This is a genomic window from Pirellulales bacterium (assembly GCA_035546535.1).
Classification (GTDB): Bacteria; Planctomycetota; Planctomycetia; order Pirellulales; family JACPPG01; genus JACPPG01.
The window spans coordinates 39,509-56,823 of sequence record DASZWQ010000033.1; the positions used below are offsets into that span (position 1 = coordinate 39,509).

The following is a 17,315-nucleotide window of genomic DNA, read 5'->3' on the forward strand; positions in this document are numbered from 1 at the left end:
GGACCGTTATCCGCCTGACCTATTTAAGTCGTGACCCGGTTCACGCGTGCCTGGTGCGATTGTGAGCGGATCAACGCGTAGAGCTTGCGGGCCGCCGAATCCCAGCTTCCGGCGCGGGCCTGGCCGACGATCTTTTCCAGATACGCCGCGGCACCTGACGGCAACTGGCCCGACTCGCGCAGGGCGAGCAAGCGCCGTTCGCATTCGTTCAGCCGGTCGTGATTATGCGACGTGAGGGCCGTGAACAAAGCGTCGGTGGTTGCGACGACGTCACGATCGTTTCCTAGCGAGGGCTTGACGGGCCACCACGACCAGGCAAGCAGGAATGCCAAAACAATCAGGCCAGCCACGATTATTGCGGCGCCACGGTAATGCGGGGCATCTTTTTTCTTCGGCGATGCCATCTAATAGGCCCCCGGCAAGTCGCCCACGTTCATCGTCGACAGGTACCACCAGGTGTCGGCGTCCATGAATGCCGAGATAAACCGCACCGAGCCGTCACCGAACAGCACATTGCAGCCGGGTGCCGAATGCTCGCCCCACATTTCGTCCGTATGGCCGAAAGGATTGTTCGGGGCGTGGATGATGACCTGCGGATGGTCGTGAGTATCGGGCCCGCTGTGGCAGCCGACCATGTTCGTCGCGGCGTTGTTCTCGGACGGCCAAGAATACAGGTCCATGCGCGGGATGGTGCCTCCGCCTGGTACGACGCCCACCCAGGTGTTGTTGCACAAAAAGGAACTCCGCTCGCCGACGAAAACCGTATTCGAGAGGCCATCGGTGACATCGGCCACACGAGTATGCGAATTCGGATAGAACGGCCCATTGATCACGCAGGGAGGCCGGCCGCCGTTCAAGGGCTCAGGCAGGTCCATGTTGCGCGTGTAATCGTGGTTCGCATTGTCGTCCGCATTCCGGCCCCAGGGCTGATTCTGGCCGGCATTCGTGACGTAATGCGAATGGGCAAAGAGAATCGGGCTGCCGTCGGAGCGAAGCATGTCGGTTCCCGTGTTGCCACTGCCGGTCACCGTCGGACCGGGGACGGGGCTCTCGACCACATAGCCGTCGCTGCCGCCGGTGGCCGAAGGACATAGAAAGGCCGGCACTCGGGTCGCCGCAGCGGTTGCATTCGAAATCGCCCAGCAGGCCGTGTTGAAATTGAATTGGTTGTATAGCCCCGTCTGCTCGAGCTGCGGCAAAAGCAGCGCTCCCCAGCCGAAGCCGCTGGGGAAAACCATGAGATTGTCGGGCCAGGAAATTCCATCCGTATTTCCCGAGCGAGGGTACAGGCCGACGCTGGTGACGCACGACGGGGGGAATCGCCCGTGTGTGCTCTCGTAACTTTGCAGGGCGAGGCCGATCTGCTTCAGGTTGTTGACGCATTGCGCGCGGCGGGCCGCCTCGCGCGCCGCTTGTACGGCCGGCAGCAACATGCCGACGAGCATGCCAATCACGGCGATCACGACCAAGAGCTCGATGAGCGTGAAGCCGCTGTAGCGACTGCGCGAACGCTTTGGCGGATGGAAACGCGACACGGGCCCCTCAGCAGCGTCGGAGAACAGCTGATCCGAGATTTCACCTCATGATACTCGTGATTTCGTTCTATGCAATACGTGATTTTGAGTGATCAAAACTCTCAAGGCACTGGTACTTCGAGCCCCACGGGGGCGAAATCGTGTAGCCGTGGGCGCCGACGCGGAACCGTAATGCCCGCAAAGTCGACGTGGCGCCGAGAACGCCCCCCGCTAGTGATCGGCTCCGTCGTGATCCCGATCCTTCCACTTCATGGGGCGGCGGAAGGGTTCGATGCGGAGCACGACCTCGCCATCCTGGAAGACGCGCACCGTACCGTTTGATTCGCTCACGGCGACGGCCACGGCTTTGGTAGCGCGGCTGATGGCGGCGGCGGCCCAATGCCGCGCGCCGAGTCCCTTGGAAAGCGTCACGTCCGCGGCCGACGCGTCGAGATATTGCGCCGCGGCCTCGACCGTGCCGTCCGGCGCCACGAGGATAGCGCCATCCATCTGCGCGATCTCCTTGATCGCTTCGCGGACGCGCGGCGACTTCAGATTCCGCTCGCGGCGGCTATAGCCCTTTACCGGGTCGAAACTGGCCGGATGGCTCATGCGGCGCACCTTGGGCGTGTCGCCCACGACGAACAGCGTGCCGACCGGCTTTCCTTCGCGTCCTTCGCGGCCGATTTCCACGGCCAGGTTCAGCACGGTTTGCAGCGTGTCGAGCGGCACGCGCGTTTCCAATTGGCGCAGATCCTTCACCGTCAGGCGACCCAGGTGATCGCCCAGATCGATCAAGCTGATCGAGTCGATCGAATGCGGTTCGAAGCCTCCGTACAGCGCGACCACACGCGCGCCACTGACCAACAGATCGTCGGCCACGGCGTTCAACAGCGCTTGCGAAAGCTTTTCGGGGACCGGCGTATCGAAGGCGTCAGGCAAAACGACCGACGCGAATCCCGCCTGTTCGGCGCCGGTCACGACCGAATCTTTTTCCGCCGCCAATAGAAGCTTCTGATTGCCGCAGTGCTCCTTCAATTGCAGCCAGTCGAGCGAGTCCTCGAGCAAGAGGAGAATCGCATCGACGTGTACCGCCTCGGCCAAGCGCACCGCCGCCCGGAAAATCGTCAGGAATTCCTCGCTGGGACGGGTCGGGGTCATGCGGCTCTAGGGCACGTGGTGCGGACATAGGACAGCGCGACGAAACGGCAGAAGCGCGAAGAGCAGGCACGCAAGCGCCCGAAAATGTACGGGTTTTCGCCGCTCTGGGCAACAGGAGCTGACGGCCTGCCAACTTCCAAATTCGCAAGGCGCCCCACGGTGCGCGCGGTGGGTGCCAGGGGCCGCGAACCAAGCCGCGAGGATCGCCATCGGCCGCGTCGAATTGCCTGCGCCTCGACCAAGGGTCAGGAATCACCCGGCTGACGCAATCGGCGATTTTGTGCACCGCAGGCGGCCGTTTCGCGACTTTTAGTTGTGGGGGCGCGGAGCAGTGGGCCGATTGCTTCGAGCCGAGGGGGGCGTGCCGGGGCGTCGGGTGGTATGCGTCGTCTGTTGCCGCATCTTGGCACGTGGCGAAGGAGTGTCGCTGTCGCTCAGAACAACGTCCGGCGTGAAGTCGCTCGCGCCGCCTGCGACGTTGTCTTCCTCTTCCGCCTGGCGGTCGAGCGGTTTGAACACCCGGCCATCGTAAATCGCCAGCGCGTGCAGAGCGTGTCCCAGCGGCCCCACTTCCCAGTCCTGGCTCATCCCGTCGTGCAGCACGCCGGACAGATACTCGACCGCCTTCACGACCTTGGCGGACTGCAATTCGCTTTCGGGCAGTGAGTAAGAAAGCCATTCCAGGATGTGACCGGTTGTTTGAATGCGACGTCCCAGGTCGGGCCGCGCGCCGGGGGCTTTGAACCATTCGGTGCTGAACGAGCCGTCTGGGTTTTGCAGCTTCGTGAATGTGTAGCGGTGATAATCGTCGAGGTATTTCTGGGCGCGGCGGAATTCACCGTTCATCGGCCGCCCCGACGTTTCGCGTTTCCGCACGGCGTAAGCCAGGCCCATCAGGCGGTGCGTTCCTCCGCAAGCGGCCCCCACGATCGGCTGTCCGAGCTCCTCGCGCACGAGTCGCTCGATCGACCACATCTGGCCGGTCGAATTCTTCCACCGCGAATCGATATCCAGGTAATAGCTCAAGCCAATCAGCTTGAACGTCAGCTCCATGCCGGGCTGGCAGCCGAGCTTTTCGGATTCGATCAGATCCTCGAGCGTGAACTGCTGTTTGCCGACTTTGATCGGGCAGTTCGTCGCGATGTCCCACTGGGCGAGGATGGCCAGGAACTGCCCGGGATGACCTTGGACTTGCGGCCCCTTACGCGCCGCCAATTTGCCGTCCGCGACCTCGAGAATGCGGTTGCCTTTGCACTCGCCGTTCCAGCACAGCCAGGAGATGGCGTTCACCATCGGTCCGTCGGGGCCGTTGCGATTCAGATTCGACGCTGCGCCGTACGCCACGATCGAATGCATGACTTCCCACGGGTTGTGATCGCGGGTGTTGAGCCGCTTGTTGTGGTAGTAACCGAGCGTTTCGCGAATGCGCTCGCGGAGCATCGACATGCGCGGGGTCAGCCGGACGATATGCCGCCGCATCGTTTCACTTTGCGGCTGCTCGATCGCTGTGGAAAGGGGACCGTCGGGCGACGGAGCATCGGCCGGCGCCACGGCGTCGGCATCGGTGTCGTCTTCGCAATTGGCGGGGACGCGCGGGCCGCCGTCGGTTGCTGTCTCGTCGGTCGGCGGCGTTCCCAAAATGGACGACGCTGCATCAGCGTCTTTATCTTCCTCAACGAAATTGACGCCGGCCCCCTCAAGACTGATGAACACGCCGCGCTCATCGGTATCGGCCATGGTGCGCGATCGACTGCCCGCGGCGTGTACGCAAGCGGACAGGAGCAGGGCCATCGCGCACCACGTGGTGGCGGCACACAGAGTTTGTCGCTTCATAAAATTCCGATTGCTGCCGACCGGAGGCGCGGAGACCTCCGAGGAAAGATTTCGGGCGAGTGATCATCCAACGCGATCCGCCGCGCACATTTCCGAGCGCGCTTGATCGCCTCGATTTGCTGCGCCGACGGGGTCCTTTGGGCCGGCCCCTTTTCGCAAGGAGTGAATGCGGCCGGTCCGTTTACTTAACTTTGCTGGGATTCGACCAATTTCATTGCCACGGCGCAGAGAGCTCGCGCAGGGTTTGTACTGTTGTATCGGATGAAGCGCGACCAGCCCTTGACGCGTGCAGGCAAATGCCCAAAGGGGATAGCAGGCTTGCAATCGGCATCGCCACAAGGCGTTCGCATTGTATGACTTCGGTGCACGCGGGCAGCGAGCGATCGGCGACCAACTCAGACAGCCGGGGGTGCGTGGGCGGGCAGGGTTTAGTTTGCCTTGCAAACAGGTTGACCAGCATGGCGAGACTGGCTATCCTGCCAAACATGTAAAACAGGTACATGTTTTAACTAAATCGCCATGCGACTCGCCCTGCTTACCGATTACGCCCTGAGAACCCTGATTTACCTCGTCGGTAAGCCCGGCAGAGCCAACATCCACGATGTCTCTGACTTCTACCGCATCTCGCCCCACCACGTGGCCAAGGTTGTCCACCGGCTGGGACGTCTCGGTTACGTGCGCAGTATTCGCGGGGTCGGCGGCGGCATCGAGATGGCCCGCGACCCCGATGACATCCGCATTGGCGAAGTCATCGTGGCCTTCGAGGGGCACATGCATCTTTTGGAATGCGTGGCAACGCCCAAGGTGTGCGTCATTCAGCCGCAATGCCGTTTGCGCGACGTGCTGGCCGAAGCGGAACGGCTGCAACGGGAGTACCTCAACAGCGTGCGTCTGTCGGACATCGTTCAACCAGGGGGCCAATTGGCCGATTTGCCGGTCTACGAGCTGCGCTGACCACGCGCGAGTCGATCCTGCCCTGCTTTCACGCCCTGATTCGGCGGCCGCGGGCCGCCCCGCATCGTTCGATCCCACCTGTCCTTCTGGAGAAGTCGTCATGTTGTCTCGTTCTCGTTCATGGCTGGTTGTGGCGGTGTCTGGCGCAGCGTTAGGTGCGTTCCTTTTAGCGCCTCGATTTTCGGTCGATGCCGGCGAACCGGCGAAAGAAGACACGGCCGTGAAACGCGCTCGCGAGACCACGCGCATGCTCGACGACCTCTACAAGACCGCCGTAGTGCTGATCACCGAGCACTACGTCGAGGTCGATTCCGACCTGCCGGCCGGCACGGCGGCAATCGCGCTGTTTGACGCGATGAAGAAGAAAGGATGGCACGAAGTGCGGCTGTTGGACGCAACCGGCCAGCCCATCGAGGAGAAAAACTCGCCACAAGACGCGTTCGAAAAAGAAGCGGTCAAGCAACTCCTCGCGGGAGAAACCTGGCATGAACAGATCGTGGACCGCGATGGCAGTCGTTTCCTGCGCGCCGCGACGCCCATACCGGTCGTGCTGGCGAAATGCACGATGTGCCACGAGCACTACAAGCAGGCAAAGCCCAACGAGCCGATCGGCGCACTCAGCTACACGTTGAAGATCGACTGACGGGGCGCGCTCGCCGCGTTGCAGGGCAGCAGAGACGATGAAAAAGGGGTCGATCGCGAGTGTTATTGGAATCGCTTGAAGATGCGGGCGATGAACGAAGGCTGCTCCGGCGCCTGTCCGCTCTTGGCGAACTCGCGATAGGCCCCTATGTCATTGCCGAAATCCTTCCCCGAAATTTGCTTGATCGACGCCATGGCTCGATGCTGTAAGGCCGGGTCCTGGTCTTCGAGTGCGTCGCCGAGGGCTGGCAGCGAGGCATTGGCTTTGGCTTCCCCCAAGGCACGCGCTGCAGCGAGGCGGACATCCATGTCGGCGTCTTCGGCGAGGACGCGCGCCAGCTCCGTGGCGGCCAGTGGTCCGCCGTGCCGGCCCAGCCCTTCGCAGGCGGCGATTCTCACGTCGCGCTCGTGATCGTGCAGTCCGGCGGCGAGCATCGCGCCGGATTTCTCGTTAGGGAAATGTCCCAAGGTGCGCAAAACCTGGGCGCGGAGAACCGGATCCTGCTCATGGGCAATGCCCTGTGCCAGCTCTTCCGAAACGCGTTGCTGCAACTCGGGGGTCATTTTCTTGGCGTTGTCGCTGAGGGCGCGCATCTGCTCCATCTTGTCTTTCGGTGTGATCACCTTGGGACCGGGCTCCTCTTTTTTGCCGCCCAGCCAGGTCGGCCTCTTGGGCATGTGCATTTGCGCGCAGCCGCTAGCGAGCCCAACGCTCAACAGTAGCGCTAGCAAATGCCGGGTGTGCCCAGTGCGCATGCGAGACCGAATATGAGGTGAACCCGGGGCAGAACGCCCCCGACCGTGAAAGGAGGGCGGACTATACACGGCCTCCGGACGACCGCCAAGACGATTCCGCCGACGAGCCGCGTGGTACCGGCGACCTGACAGCACCCGAGGCGCTTCCGGTACCCGGGTACACCTGTTTTGGGCCCGCGGCAGCGGCATCGCGGTTTCCGCCGGGTCGCCATTGACCCGATACCCAGCAGACCCCTAGATTCTACACCCGCGAATCCAGGCCAAATCCTTGCCGCTGCCCGAGCCGACACTGCCTGGCGGGCGTACACTTACGCGGTTCTTCTGCTACCGTAGGAAGTAGGTGTTCCGGCCGACGACCGGCAGCATTGCCAGCATCCTTAACGCCCGAATTAGCTTCCCATGGTCGGATTGCGGTGGTCCCTGCCGACGCTTAGCGGTGCGCTGCTCGTGGCGCTTGCCACAAGCGCTCTGGTGCCGGCGCGCGCGCTGGACAAAATCGTGCTGCGCAAGAACGACCGCGAGCAGACCATTCTGGGACAGGTACTGGTCACGGCCGAGGATGGCGGATTGCTTGTGATGTCGGCCGACGGCGCGCTCTGTACCGTGCCGCCGGAGGAATTGGTTTCGCATTCCGAAGACACCGACGCCTTCAAAGCCTACTCCTCGAACGAGCTGGCCTCGCGGCTCTTGGCCGAGTTGCCCGCGGGCTTCGAGGTTCATACGACCAGGCACTACCTGATCGCTTACAACACATCGAAGGCCTACGCGCAATGGTGTGGGTCGCTCTTCGAGCGGCTGTACGGGGCATTCACGAATTACTGGACGCGGCAAGGCTTCGAGCTGCGCGCCCCGGAATTTCCGCTGGTGGCCATCGTGTTTGCCGACCAGGCGTCTTATGCGCACTTCGCGCATGCTGAGCTCGGCGAAGCCGCTTCGTCGATCATCGGTTACTACAGCCTGGCCACGAACCGCATGACGATGTACGACTTGACGGGCATCGAGAGCTTGCGCGCTCCGGGCGATCGGCGCGGCTCGCCGGCGCAGATCAATCTCATGCTCTCGCGCCCCGATGCCGAGCGCACCGTGGCCACCGTAATTCACGAGGCCACACACCAGATCGCTTACAACTGCGGATTGCAAACACGATACGCCGACATACCGCTGTGGATTAGCGAAGGAATCGCCGTCTATTTCGAGACGCCGGACCTTTCCAGTCCCAAGGGATGGCGTGATTTCGGCGGGATCAATCAATCGCGACTGGCGGCCTTCGCCGACTACGCGGAACGCCGCGGCCCCGACAGTTTGCGCAGCCTTATTGCGGACGACAGCCGATTCCGCGACACCTCGAAAGCACTCGACGCCTACGCCGAGGCCTGGGCGCTCAACTATTTCCTGATTCACAAGCGGCCCAAGCAATATCGGGCCTATCTGCAAGTGCTGGCCGCGAAAAAGCAATTGATCTGGGACGAGCCGAGCGAGCGGCTGGCCGAATTCACCGCCGCCTTCGGGAACCTTACGGCGCTCGATACCGATTTTCAGCGGTATATGGCGAAGATGCTGCATTAGCGCCCCGCGGCACGCGCGGGGGGCTACCGTGACGCGGCGCTTGCCCTGCCGGATCGTGTATGCACAATAGGGTCTGTTGAACCTCGGGCCCCGTGCCCAAGCCTGCCCCGCAAGACCCCGCCCGCTTACGACCGCGTGTTCTTTGCTCGTTGTCGAGCCTTGTCGCTCGCGGAGCGAGCCCTCCTCGCCCCCCTTCGCCAGGAATTGCCCCTTATGAAGCGTTACGGTTTGTTCGCCGCGTTGATCGTGAGTACACAGCTGGGCGCGGCCCCGGTGCCGCGCGTTTCCAACGATTGGCCCGCCTGGCGTGGCCAACAGCGAACAGGCGTCTCGCGCGAGCGTGGACTATTAACCGACTGGCCCGACGGGGGACCGAAGCTCGCCTGGCAGGCGGCCGGCATGGGCATCGGCTTTTCGACGCCCGCTGTGGCCGACGGCCGCATTTTCTTGATGGGCAACCGCGACGGCCAGGAAATGATCCTGGCCTTAAGCGCGCGCGAACAAGGGCGCGAACTGTGGTCGGCACCCATCGGTCCGGTGCGGCACGAAGGAGCCGGCTATCCCGGCCCGCGGTCTACACCCACGGTTGATGGCAACAACGTTTATGTGCTGGGCATCAACGGCGACCTGGTGTGCCTGAATGCCAAGAACGGTGCGGGCATCTGGCGCCGTAACCTGGTCAGCGAGTTCGGCGGCGCCATTCCCAATTGGGGCTACAGCGAATCGGTGCTGGTCGACGGGCCGTGGGTCCTCTGCACGCCCGGCGGCAGCGAAGCCACGATCGCGGCGCTCGACAAGGCTTCGGGCGAAACGGTATGGAAGGCCAAGGTCGGCGACCCGGCTCACTACTCGTCGATCATTCGCGCCGACATCGGCGGCGTGAAGCAATACATCCAGTTCACGGCCAAGGGAGTGATCGCGGTCAATGCCGCCGATGGCACGTTCCTGTGGCGCTACGACGCGCCGGCCAACGGCACCGCGAATTGTGCCACAGCGGTGTGCGTCGATAACCAGGTCTTCGCCGCCAGCGGCTACGGCACGGGGGGCGGAATGGTGAAAGTTACCGGCGGCGCGGGCAAGTTCGAGGCCCAGGAAGCGTATTTCACCAAGCGCATGAAGAACCACCACGGCGGCTATGTCGTGGTCGACGGATATCTCTACGGCAGCGACGACCCGGGCGTACTCACCTGCCTCGACCTTGCGACGGGCGAAGTGAAATGGGCCGATCGCAGCTCCGGAAAATGCTCGATCGTCTGCGTCGACGGCCTCTTGTACTGCCGCAGCGAGGCGGGACTGGTGAGCCTGGTAGCGGCCAAGCCGGACGGCTTCGAGCTGCACGGCCGCTTCGAACAGCCGGAGCGGAGTGACGCCCCCAGTTGGCCGCACCCCGTGGTGGCCGACGGCCGGCTGTACCTGCGCGACCAGGACAAGCTCTTGGTCTACGACGTGCGGAAGCCGTAAACCGCGCCGCATTCACAGGCAATACATGAAAATAACAGCCCGAAGCGCCAGCGAGGCGAAGGCGAAAGACCGTCGCTGGCGCTTCGGACTTGTGATGCCAAAGTCAAGTCCTCAGATCTGGTAATTCAGCTCGGGCTCTTCTTCAACTTGCTCGCCGCGCATCCGCAGGCGCGGCTTTTCCAGGACGACGGTCGTCCGCGGCGGAATGCTGCGCGTCAGCCACACGCTGGAACCGATGACGGAATCGGCTCCGATCACGGTCTGTCCTCCCAAAACCGTCGCGTTGGCGTAAATGATCACGCGATCTTCGATCGTCGGATGGCGCTTGTTGCCACGCACGATGTGCCCTTCACCATCGGTCGGGAAGCTGAGCGCGCCAAGCGTCACGCCTTGGTAGAGCTTCACGTGGTCGCCGATCTCGCAGGTTTCGCCGATCACCACGCCGGTGCCGTGATCGATGAAGAAATGCCTGCCGATCGTCGCGCCGGGGTGAATGTCGATGCCGGTGCGCCCGTGAGCCCATTCGGTCATCATGCGCGGAATCAGCGGCACGTCGAGTTCGTGCAGCACGTGGGCCAGGCGATAAACCGTAATCGCCACCAGGCCTGGGTAGCAGAAAATGACCTCATCGGGCGTTTTTACGGCCGGGTCGCCGTCGTAGGCCGCCTGCACGTCGAGCGCGAGCAGGCGCCGCTGCTCGGGTAGTTGCTTGAGGAACTCGACGGTCCTGGCCTGGCCGAGCGCCTCGAAATCCACGGCCTGCTCGCCTTCGCAAGGTGCCCGAGCTTCGTGGCGCAGCGCACGGCCGATTTGCGTCGTCAGCCGATCGTGCAAGCGATCGACCAGCGCGCCAATGTAGTAGCTTACATTGCCCTGGTGCAGGCCTTCTTGCCGCCGGTAGCCGGGATAGATGATCTCTTGCAGGTCTTCGATCACCTGGATGATCACATCGTAGTTGGGTAGCGGGCAGTGCCCGAGGTGGTTGATCGTCCCCACCTCGGTAAAGGTATCAACGATGCGCTCGGTGAGATCGGGAAGCTGCTCTTTCAGACGGGCGTCAGTGGCCATGGCGGATTGCTCTCTGTGCCGGCGGGTACAGTTGGATCGAGGCGCGCCGAAACAATATTCGACAATCGGGCAATCAACACGCAACGAGAACGACGGAGTGCGAAGGGTGTCCGGTTAGCCCGGACAACAACAGCGGCAGGGCGCGACCGCGTGCGTGCGAGGTGAGACGTGCCACGTGCGGAAGCCATCGGTCATGGTCGTGCGAGCGGGCATTTCGTCTTGGTTGGCGAGTAGATGGGCTGGGTTGCGACCGAACGTGCGGTGCTTCGCGGCCGCAGAACCACTGAAAGCCCCCTTACGGGGTGAATCGTAGAAGTGGCATTGGGCAAAATCAAGGTTCCAGGCATTCTCATCGGCGGGGGTAGCGCTGGAAGTTTATTGATTGCAGGCCGTTTAACACGGCCTGCGGACAGGAGTTAGCTAGCACGCGGCCGGCTGACGTTTGCTGGCATACTGACCATTCGCCGAACTTCACGGGTACTTCGGGCATTGCCGCTGAGGCATCGTCCCACAACGGCCCGAAGCGCTAGCGATCGGGGCACTCGCCTTGGTCGTGGCGCACGGCGACTCGGAAACCGCTCTTTGTGCCGTCGCAGGTTCGTGGCACAATCCGCGGGCTTTGAACTTCCTCAGATGACCGAATCCCTCCACCGCCGGCCGCCCTGGTAAATCTGGCGCGTGGTTTTTCGCGAGAACTGCGCAGCGTGTCGCTCGAGAAGACGCTTCATTACCTGGCTTACATCGCGGTGCGGCTGTTCATTTGCCTTGTGCAAGCGGTGCGCATCGAGACGTGCGAGCGCCTGGCCGACGTTCTGGCCACGATCGCGACCGACGTAATTCCGTTACGGCGCAAGCTGGTCGACGAAAACCTGCGGCACGCCTTTCCGGAACTCGACGAGCGCCGCCGCCGGCGGCTGGCCAAGCGGATGTGGAAGCATTTGTTTCTGTTCGTGGCCGAGGTGGCCCATGCCCCGCGCAAGATTCACGAAACGAATTGGCGACACTATGTGCGGCTGAAGGATCCCGACCTGTTGGTCCGCGTGCTGCTCGATAGTCGGCCGGTCATTCTCGTGAGCGGCCACTTCGGAAATTTCGAGCTGTGCGGCTTCATGCTCGGGGTTCTTGGCTTTCCGACGTACACCGTCGCGCGGCCGCTCGATAACCCGTACTTGCACCAGTTCGTCGGACGTTTTCGCGGCGCGACGGGCCAGCACATCATTCCGACCAAGGGGGGCTACGATCAGATTCAGGCCGTGCTGCGCGGCGGAGGCGCGATGGCCTTTCTGGCCGATCAGTACGCCGGAACCAAGGGCTGCTGGGTGCAATTTTTTGGGCGCCCCGCCTCGGCCCACAAGGCGATCGGACTGCTGGCTCTCGATAACGATGCGCCGATGGCCGTCGGCTACGCGATGCGCCTGGGGGAGCCTCTCAAATACGAACTCACGATCTGTGACGTGGCCGATCCGCGCAGTACCACGGATCGCACGGTAACGGGCGTTCGCCCGCTGACGCAATGGTACAGCCGCACGATCGAGGATTTCGTCCGCCTGGCACCCGATCAATACTGGTGGTTGCACGATCGGTGGAAAGACCGCCGAAATCCCAAGCAGCGCAGCCGCCAGGCAGCATGAGGCCGCGCTCTCGTTCGTGCGCGAAGGCGGATGCCTCTATAATCGTCGGTGGTTCGAAGTTCGGGTGGCGTGCGCGTGGCATGCCCGCAGGAAACTTGTCCGTAGGTCCTGGCAAGCCGTCATGTCACGCTGGATTCGTGCGGCCGAGCTGAGCGCATGTCCGCCGGGTGCGGCACTGGAATGCGTCGTCGAGGATCGCATCGTGGCCTTGTTCAACGTCGACGGCTCGATTTACGCGCTCGATGGCGTCTGCCCGCACCAGGGAGGCCCATTGGGCAAAGGATGCCTGACAGGTACGATCATTACGTGCCCGTGGCATGGGTGGCAGTTCGACGTGCGCTCCGGGCAGCATTCGCTGAGCCGATCCATCCGTCAGCCCGCGTTTCCCGTGCGCATTGAGAACGAAGCGATCTGGATCGACTTAGGCGCATAGCGACGGCGCGGCGAAGGCGGCCCGGAAATCGCAGGCATTTGTCAAAACCAAACCGCACTTCGCTCGTGGCCGCAAGATGACCGCGCAAGACCAGCCCACTAGTCGAGTGATCAACGTTGATTAGCTATCGTTCGTTTCGCAACCATGATACGCCGCAATTGATCGAGGTTTGGCGATCCCAGCCGCGTGCGCGCGGCCTGGCGCAACCCGTTTCGGTCGAACTGTTCGAGCAGTTGGTGCTGGCCAAGCCGTATTTCGAGAACGAAGGTTTGATCGTCGCCTTCGACGGCCGCACCGCCGTCGGGTTTGTACACGCCGGTTTCGGTGCGACCGACAACGCCGAAAGTTTGAATCGACGATTCGGGGTCACCTCACTCTTGCTGGTGCGCCCCGAGTCTCAGCAAAGCGCCGTCGGCCCTGACTTGCTCGCCCGCAGCGAGGAGTATCTGCGCTCGCGCGGCGCGGGGGTACTGTACGCGGGCGGAATCCGACCGCTCGACCCCTTTTATCGTGGACTATACGGTGGCAGCGAAATGCCCGGCGTGCTGGCCTCGGATTCCTTTGCCAATGGCCTCTACCGGGCGCATGGTTATCGAGAAATCGATCGCGTGGTCATGCTCGAGCGAGAGCTGGCGAGCTTCCGGCCGCCGATCGATCGGGCGCAAATGCAAATCCGCCGCACTTCAATCGTCGAAGAGGTTTCCGACGCCCTCCCGCGCAACTGGTGGGAAGCGTGCGCGCTCGAGCACTTTCAGGTCATCGCCTTTCACCTTTGCGAGCGCAACGAATCGTGCCCCGTCGCCACTGCGCGATTCTGGTTGCTGGAAACATTCGCAGCCGGTTGGGGTGTGCAGGCCGCGGGCCTGTTCGAGTTGGAAGTCGCTTCGGACCATCGGCGGCGAGGACTCGCCACGTTTTTACTCGGTGACGCGGTTCGTCGTCTCGCCGCCCAGGGAATCGGACTGGTCGAGGTCGCGACCATGGCGGGCAACGCGGCCGCCCGCGCGCTCTATGAAAAGCTCGGCTTTCGCGAGGTCGACCAGGGAATCGCCTACCGCAAGGAAGGCCCCGCTGTCTGAGAATTCGCAGGCCGCGAAAGCGTTCATGCCTCCCTCTGGCGGCGTAATCTGCGCAAACTTTTCCGCCCCTGGCGCGGTCAGAGCGCATTTCAAGTTTGGGCCGCGCGCACGGAACATTTTCTGCTTCTTACCCATCTGTTAGCCCGCTGTGAGCATTTCGCGATTGCAGCGAATATTCGTGGGCGAGCGCTTGGAGCGGTTGTAGCGGACCTGCCGATAGTGCCGGTAGGAGAGTTCAAAGTCTGGCCGAAACCCGCCGGCCATTGCCCGCAAGCGCAGGACGCAAAAGGGCGTCTCGCGCGAGCAAACCTTTCGACCCACTCGGCAATGGTTCGCGCCCTGTACCGCGCCAGGACATGGCTCGTCACGCGTAGGGACCATCACGCCGGCCCGGGCCCGGCGCGTGCGTGCCAACGGTTGCGAGTTGATACCCGCCGCTGCGCGCTCAACGACAGCGCAGCGAGATTACAACATGGTGAGGGCGAAAGGCCCCGAAGGCGTTATGCAGATATTTGCGCGAGTTATTTTGCTCGGGGCATGTCTCGCGACCACACCGGCGGTCGCGCAGCCATACGGCAGCACGATCGGCAGCGAGCGGATCGTTCCGTCCATGTCCGATCAACGACAATCATCTTCGGTTGCTCCTGGCGTAGCGCCAATGAGCGCTGGAAGCTTCGCGGCGCAACCACCCGCCGCCAGTCCAGTCGCGCCGACGATGGCGCCGAACACAGTGCCCGCTATGGGGCCACCGCCGGCAATGGGTTATTCACAGCAACCGGCGCTTGCGCCTGCTGCGACGGCTCTGCAACCGATTGTGCAGCCACAAGGGGATGCTCGCATCGCCGCGCCAGCTCCCGCTGTGGGATTGTTCCCCGTAGCGCCGCCTCCGCTGGGCAACGTGACGGCCGTGCCCTTCGCTGGCGCGCCGAGCGCACCGATTGCCAATCCCAACATTCAGCTCATGGCGCAACAATCCCTTGGCGGGCAGCAGCCCAGCGTGGTGTATGTGCCTGAACGAGCCGCCGCCTCGGCCGGTGCTCCGTCGGCAACTCCAACTCCGCCAGCGCCTCCGGCGCCGCCTGCGGGGCCTCCGCAAGCGGCTCCTACCGAGCCTCCTGCCGAAGCGCAGGCGATGGCCGACGCGGCTAGCACGGGGGCCACGACCGCGCCCTCGATCGATGTGCAACGTTTCGATAAATGGATCGGCTCGAACTATTACTCTGGCGGTTGGACCGGTGGCGGCTGCCAGTACTGTCCCTGTTACGTCCGCGGTGAGTACCTGGCCTGGTGGTTCACCGGCGACCATTTGCCGCCTTTGGTCACGACCAGCCCCGTCGGCACGCCCGCAAACGAAGCGGGCGTATTAGGCCAGCCCGGCACGAGCGTGATTTTTGGTGATCAACCAACGAATGGCGGCGTGAAGATGGGCGCCCGAATCACGCTGGGCGCCTGGATTGCGCCCTCGGCGCGCTTCGAGCTCGAGTGGTTCGGACTCGGTGGCAACAACACCTCGTTCAGTGCCAATACGGACAGTACGCCCATCATCGCGACGCCGCATTTTGATCTCTCGAACGGCACCCAAACGGCCTACCTGCTCGGCTATCCGGGCGTGGCGTCCGCGTCGATCACGGCGCAGGAAACGAGTTTCTTCAATGGTGCCGGGGCCCACCTGATGCGCGACAGCTTCAGCAATCGCACCGAAGGGGGCGGCCTGTTTCGCTTCGGCGGACTCGTCGGCTTTCGCTACCTGGGGCTATACGAAAAGCTGACGATGAACAGCTTCACGGACCTTACGGGCGGCGCCACCACCGCCGACGCGTTTCGCACGACGAATAGCTTTTATGGCGGCAACTTCGGCCTGTACGCCTGGAACCAACGTGGCCGCTGGAACTGGGAAACGATCGGCCGGCTGGGGCTGGGCACGACGTCGGAGCACGCCACGATCTCGGGCTCGTCGTCGGGACTGTCACAGGCGGGCGGAGCAGGCTTGTTCGCCGTCCCGTCGAACATCGGGAGCTACGTTCACGACGTTTTCGCGGTGGTGCCGCAACTCGAGTTGAAGCTCGCTTACTCGATCACGCCGCGCTGGACCGCGCGGGTGGGCTATGATCTCTTGTTTTGGAACCGTGTGGCCCGCCCCGGCGAGCAAATCAATCCCGCATTCAACCCCGTCCAATTGTCCGGCGTGGCCGTGCCGTCGACGTTTCGCTTTCAAGAGAGCGGCTTATTGATTCAGGGCGTCAGCTGCGGAGTGGAGCTGCGTTACTAAGCCCTGCAGAGACCGACCGACTTCGACGGGGTGGGCGCTAATTCGTCCCTTGCGATTTGCCCAGCTGCGTCAGATGGTCGACTAGCACCTGGTCGGGATGCGGCATCGAACGCGCCACGACGGTCGACAGCGGCTCAGGCGGTCCATCGCGGCGGATGGTACGCAAGAAATCTTGCACCAGCTCGCGGCGCTGAGGGATCGTTTCCAGGAGCATGTGCATCCACGCCCAGCACTCGGCGTAATCGGCCTGCTTCATGTCCGAGGCGCTCGTGATTTGTTCGAGCCTCGTCAGGTTGGGACGCCAGCCGTCACGAGTCATGAGTGTGTTGAGCAGCGTCACATGCGGCCGGTTCAAGCCCGCGTCGCCGCGCGGCGTTTCGAAGTATTCGGCCAATCCCTCATCGAGCCATAACGGCAGCGAGGGGAACGACGCGTGCAGGTAGCCATGCGTAACTTCGTGACGCAGATCCTCGGCCACACGATCGCCACGGTGGGCGTACACGGCCAGTGAGTTTTCCTGCTGCACGAAGAAGGCGCGACGATCCGGGAATTCGGGGTAATGTTTCGCCAGGAACGCCTTGAAACGCTTCTCATTCTCGAACAGGTATACGTGGATGGGTTCTTTGGAAAGTTGCAGGGCCAATGTGGCGGACAGCGCCTCACGCAGGGCGCGCAGCTCATCGAACAAGCGATCCTGCTTGGCGAGGCGCGAATCGCTGTGAATCACTAGCTGATCGAGCACCACCGCATGGCGCACCGGGAGCGCCGCGGAACGCTCGATGACGCTCGCGCAACCCGCGGCTATCGCAGCCAGAAGAGCTCCCGACACGAAACCGCGTCGAGAGATCGTGACCCCTGAAGGATGAACCACTGTTCGCCTTTACTGGTTCCCAAACGCCCACTACCGGGCGGGCGGAATGTTACCAAGTCGGCGAAATTGGCAGAAGG

General features: G+C 62.9%; 15 protein-coding genes. 8 read left to right on the top strand and 7 right to left on the bottom strand.

Annotated features, from left to right (window positions below; translation table 11 throughout):
• Positions 1–23: 23 nt before the first annotated feature.
• The 4 genes from VHD36_04205 to VHD36_04220 form a co-directional block, all read right to left on the bottom strand.
• Complete coding sequence (locus VHD36_04205; GenBank protein HVU86497.1) at positions 24–350, bottom strand: hypothetical protein; 327 nt, start codon at positions 348–350, stop codon at positions 24–26.
• A gap of 54 nt (positions 351–404) precedes the next feature.
• On the bottom strand, positions 405–1,535 hold the full coding sequence (locus tag VHD36_04210) for a DUF1559 domain-containing protein (protein ID HVU86498.1): 1,131 nt from the start codon (positions 1,533–1,535) through the stop codon (positions 405–407).
• Positions 1,536–1,745: 210 nt separating this feature from the next.
• Positions 1,746–2,675, bottom strand: a complete 930-nt coding sequence (locus VHD36_04215) for a diadenylate cyclase (protein HVU86499.1) — start codon at positions 2,673–2,675, stop codon at positions 1,746–1,748.
• Positions 2,676–2,984: 309 nt separating this feature from the next.
• The gene (locus VHD36_04220) at positions 2,985–4,508 is read right to left on the bottom strand and encodes a hypothetical protein (protein HVU86500.1); all 1,524 of its coding nucleotides are present in this window, start codon (positions 4,506–4,508) and stop codon (positions 2,985–2,987) included.
• A 519-nt stretch (positions 4,509–5,027) separates the two neighbouring features.
• On the opposite strand from VHD36_04220, the gene VHD36_04225 reads away from it, so the two are divergent.
• Both VHD36_04225 and VHD36_04230 read left to right on the top strand, forming a co-directional pair.
• Positions 5,028–5,462 (top strand): Rrf2 family transcriptional regulator, encoded by a 435-nt coding sequence (locus tag VHD36_04225; protein HVU86501.1) that lies wholly within the window; start codon positions 5,028–5,030, stop codon positions 5,460–5,462.
• A gap of 220 nt (positions 5,463–5,682) precedes the next feature.
• A complete protein-coding gene (locus tag VHD36_04230; protein ID HVU86502.1) occupies positions 5,683–6,105 on the top strand; it encodes a DUF3365 domain-containing protein in 423 nt (140 codons plus the stop codon).
• A gap of 62 nt (positions 6,106–6,167) precedes the next feature.
• Here VHD36_04230 and VHD36_04235 read toward each other — a convergent pair whose 3' ends face one another.
• On the bottom strand, positions 6,168–6,782 hold the full coding sequence (locus tag VHD36_04235) for a HEAT repeat domain-containing protein (protein HVU86503.1): 615 nt from the start codon (positions 6,780–6,782) through the stop codon (positions 6,168–6,170).
• A 477-nt stretch (positions 6,783–7,259) separates the two neighbouring features.
• On the opposite strand from VHD36_04235, the gene VHD36_04240 reads away from it, so the two are divergent.
• The gene (locus VHD36_04240) at positions 7,260–8,426 is read left to right on the top strand and encodes a DUF1570 domain-containing protein (protein ID HVU86504.1); all 1,167 of its coding nucleotides are present in this window, start codon (positions 7,260–7,262) and stop codon (positions 8,424–8,426) included.
• 213 nt (positions 8,427–8,639) lie between these two features.
• On the top strand, positions 8,640–9,887 hold the full coding sequence (locus VHD36_04245; protein HVU86505.1) for a PQQ-binding-like beta-propeller repeat protein: 1,248 nt from the start codon (positions 8,640–8,642) through the stop codon (positions 9,885–9,887).
• A gap of 111 nt (positions 9,888–9,998) precedes the next feature.
• On the opposite strand, the gene epsC is transcribed toward VHD36_04245, so the two are convergent.
• The gene (gene epsC / locus VHD36_04250) at positions 9,999–10,955 is read right to left on the bottom strand and encodes a serine O-acetyltransferase EpsC (GenBank protein HVU86506.1); all 957 of its coding nucleotides are present in this window, start codon (positions 10,953–10,955) and stop codon (positions 9,999–10,001) included.
• A gap of 704 nt (positions 10,956–11,659) precedes the next feature.
• Between epsC and VHD36_04255 the strand changes: the two genes are divergently transcribed.
• The 4 genes from VHD36_04255 to VHD36_04270 all read left to right on the top strand — a co-directional run bounded on the left by VHD36_04255 (position 11,660) and on the right by VHD36_04270 (position 16,367).
• Complete coding sequence (locus tag VHD36_04255) at positions 11,660–12,586, top strand: lysophospholipid acyltransferase family protein (GenBank protein ID HVU86507.1); 927 nt, start codon at positions 11,660–11,662, stop codon at positions 12,584–12,586.
• A 121-nt stretch (positions 12,587–12,707) separates the two neighbouring features.
• On the top strand, positions 12,708–13,019 hold the full coding sequence (locus VHD36_04260; GenBank protein ID HVU86508.1) for a Rieske 2Fe-2S domain-containing protein: 312 nt from the start codon (positions 12,708–12,710) through the stop codon (positions 13,017–13,019).
• Between the two features lie 116 nt (positions 13,020–13,135).
• A complete protein-coding gene (locus VHD36_04265) occupies positions 13,136–14,098 on the top strand; it encodes a GNAT family N-acetyltransferase (protein ID HVU86509.1) in 963 nt (320 codons plus the stop codon).
• Positions 14,099–14,813: 715 nt separating this feature from the next.
• Positions 14,814–16,367 carry a BBP7 family outer membrane beta-barrel protein gene (locus VHD36_04270; protein ID HVU86510.1) on the top strand — a complete coding sequence of 518 codons (1,554 nt, stop codon included), beginning with the start codon at positions 14,814–14,816 and terminating at the stop codon, positions 16,365–16,367.
• Positions 16,368–16,404: 37 nt separating this feature from the next.
• On the opposite strand, the gene VHD36_04275 is transcribed toward VHD36_04270, so the two are convergent.
• Positions 16,405–17,196, bottom strand: coding sequence for a DUF1570 domain-containing protein (locus tag VHD36_04275; protein ID HVU86511.1), 792 nt, complete (start codon positions 17,194–17,196; stop codon positions 16,405–16,407).
• Between the last annotated feature and the right edge of the window lie 119 nt (positions 17,197–17,315).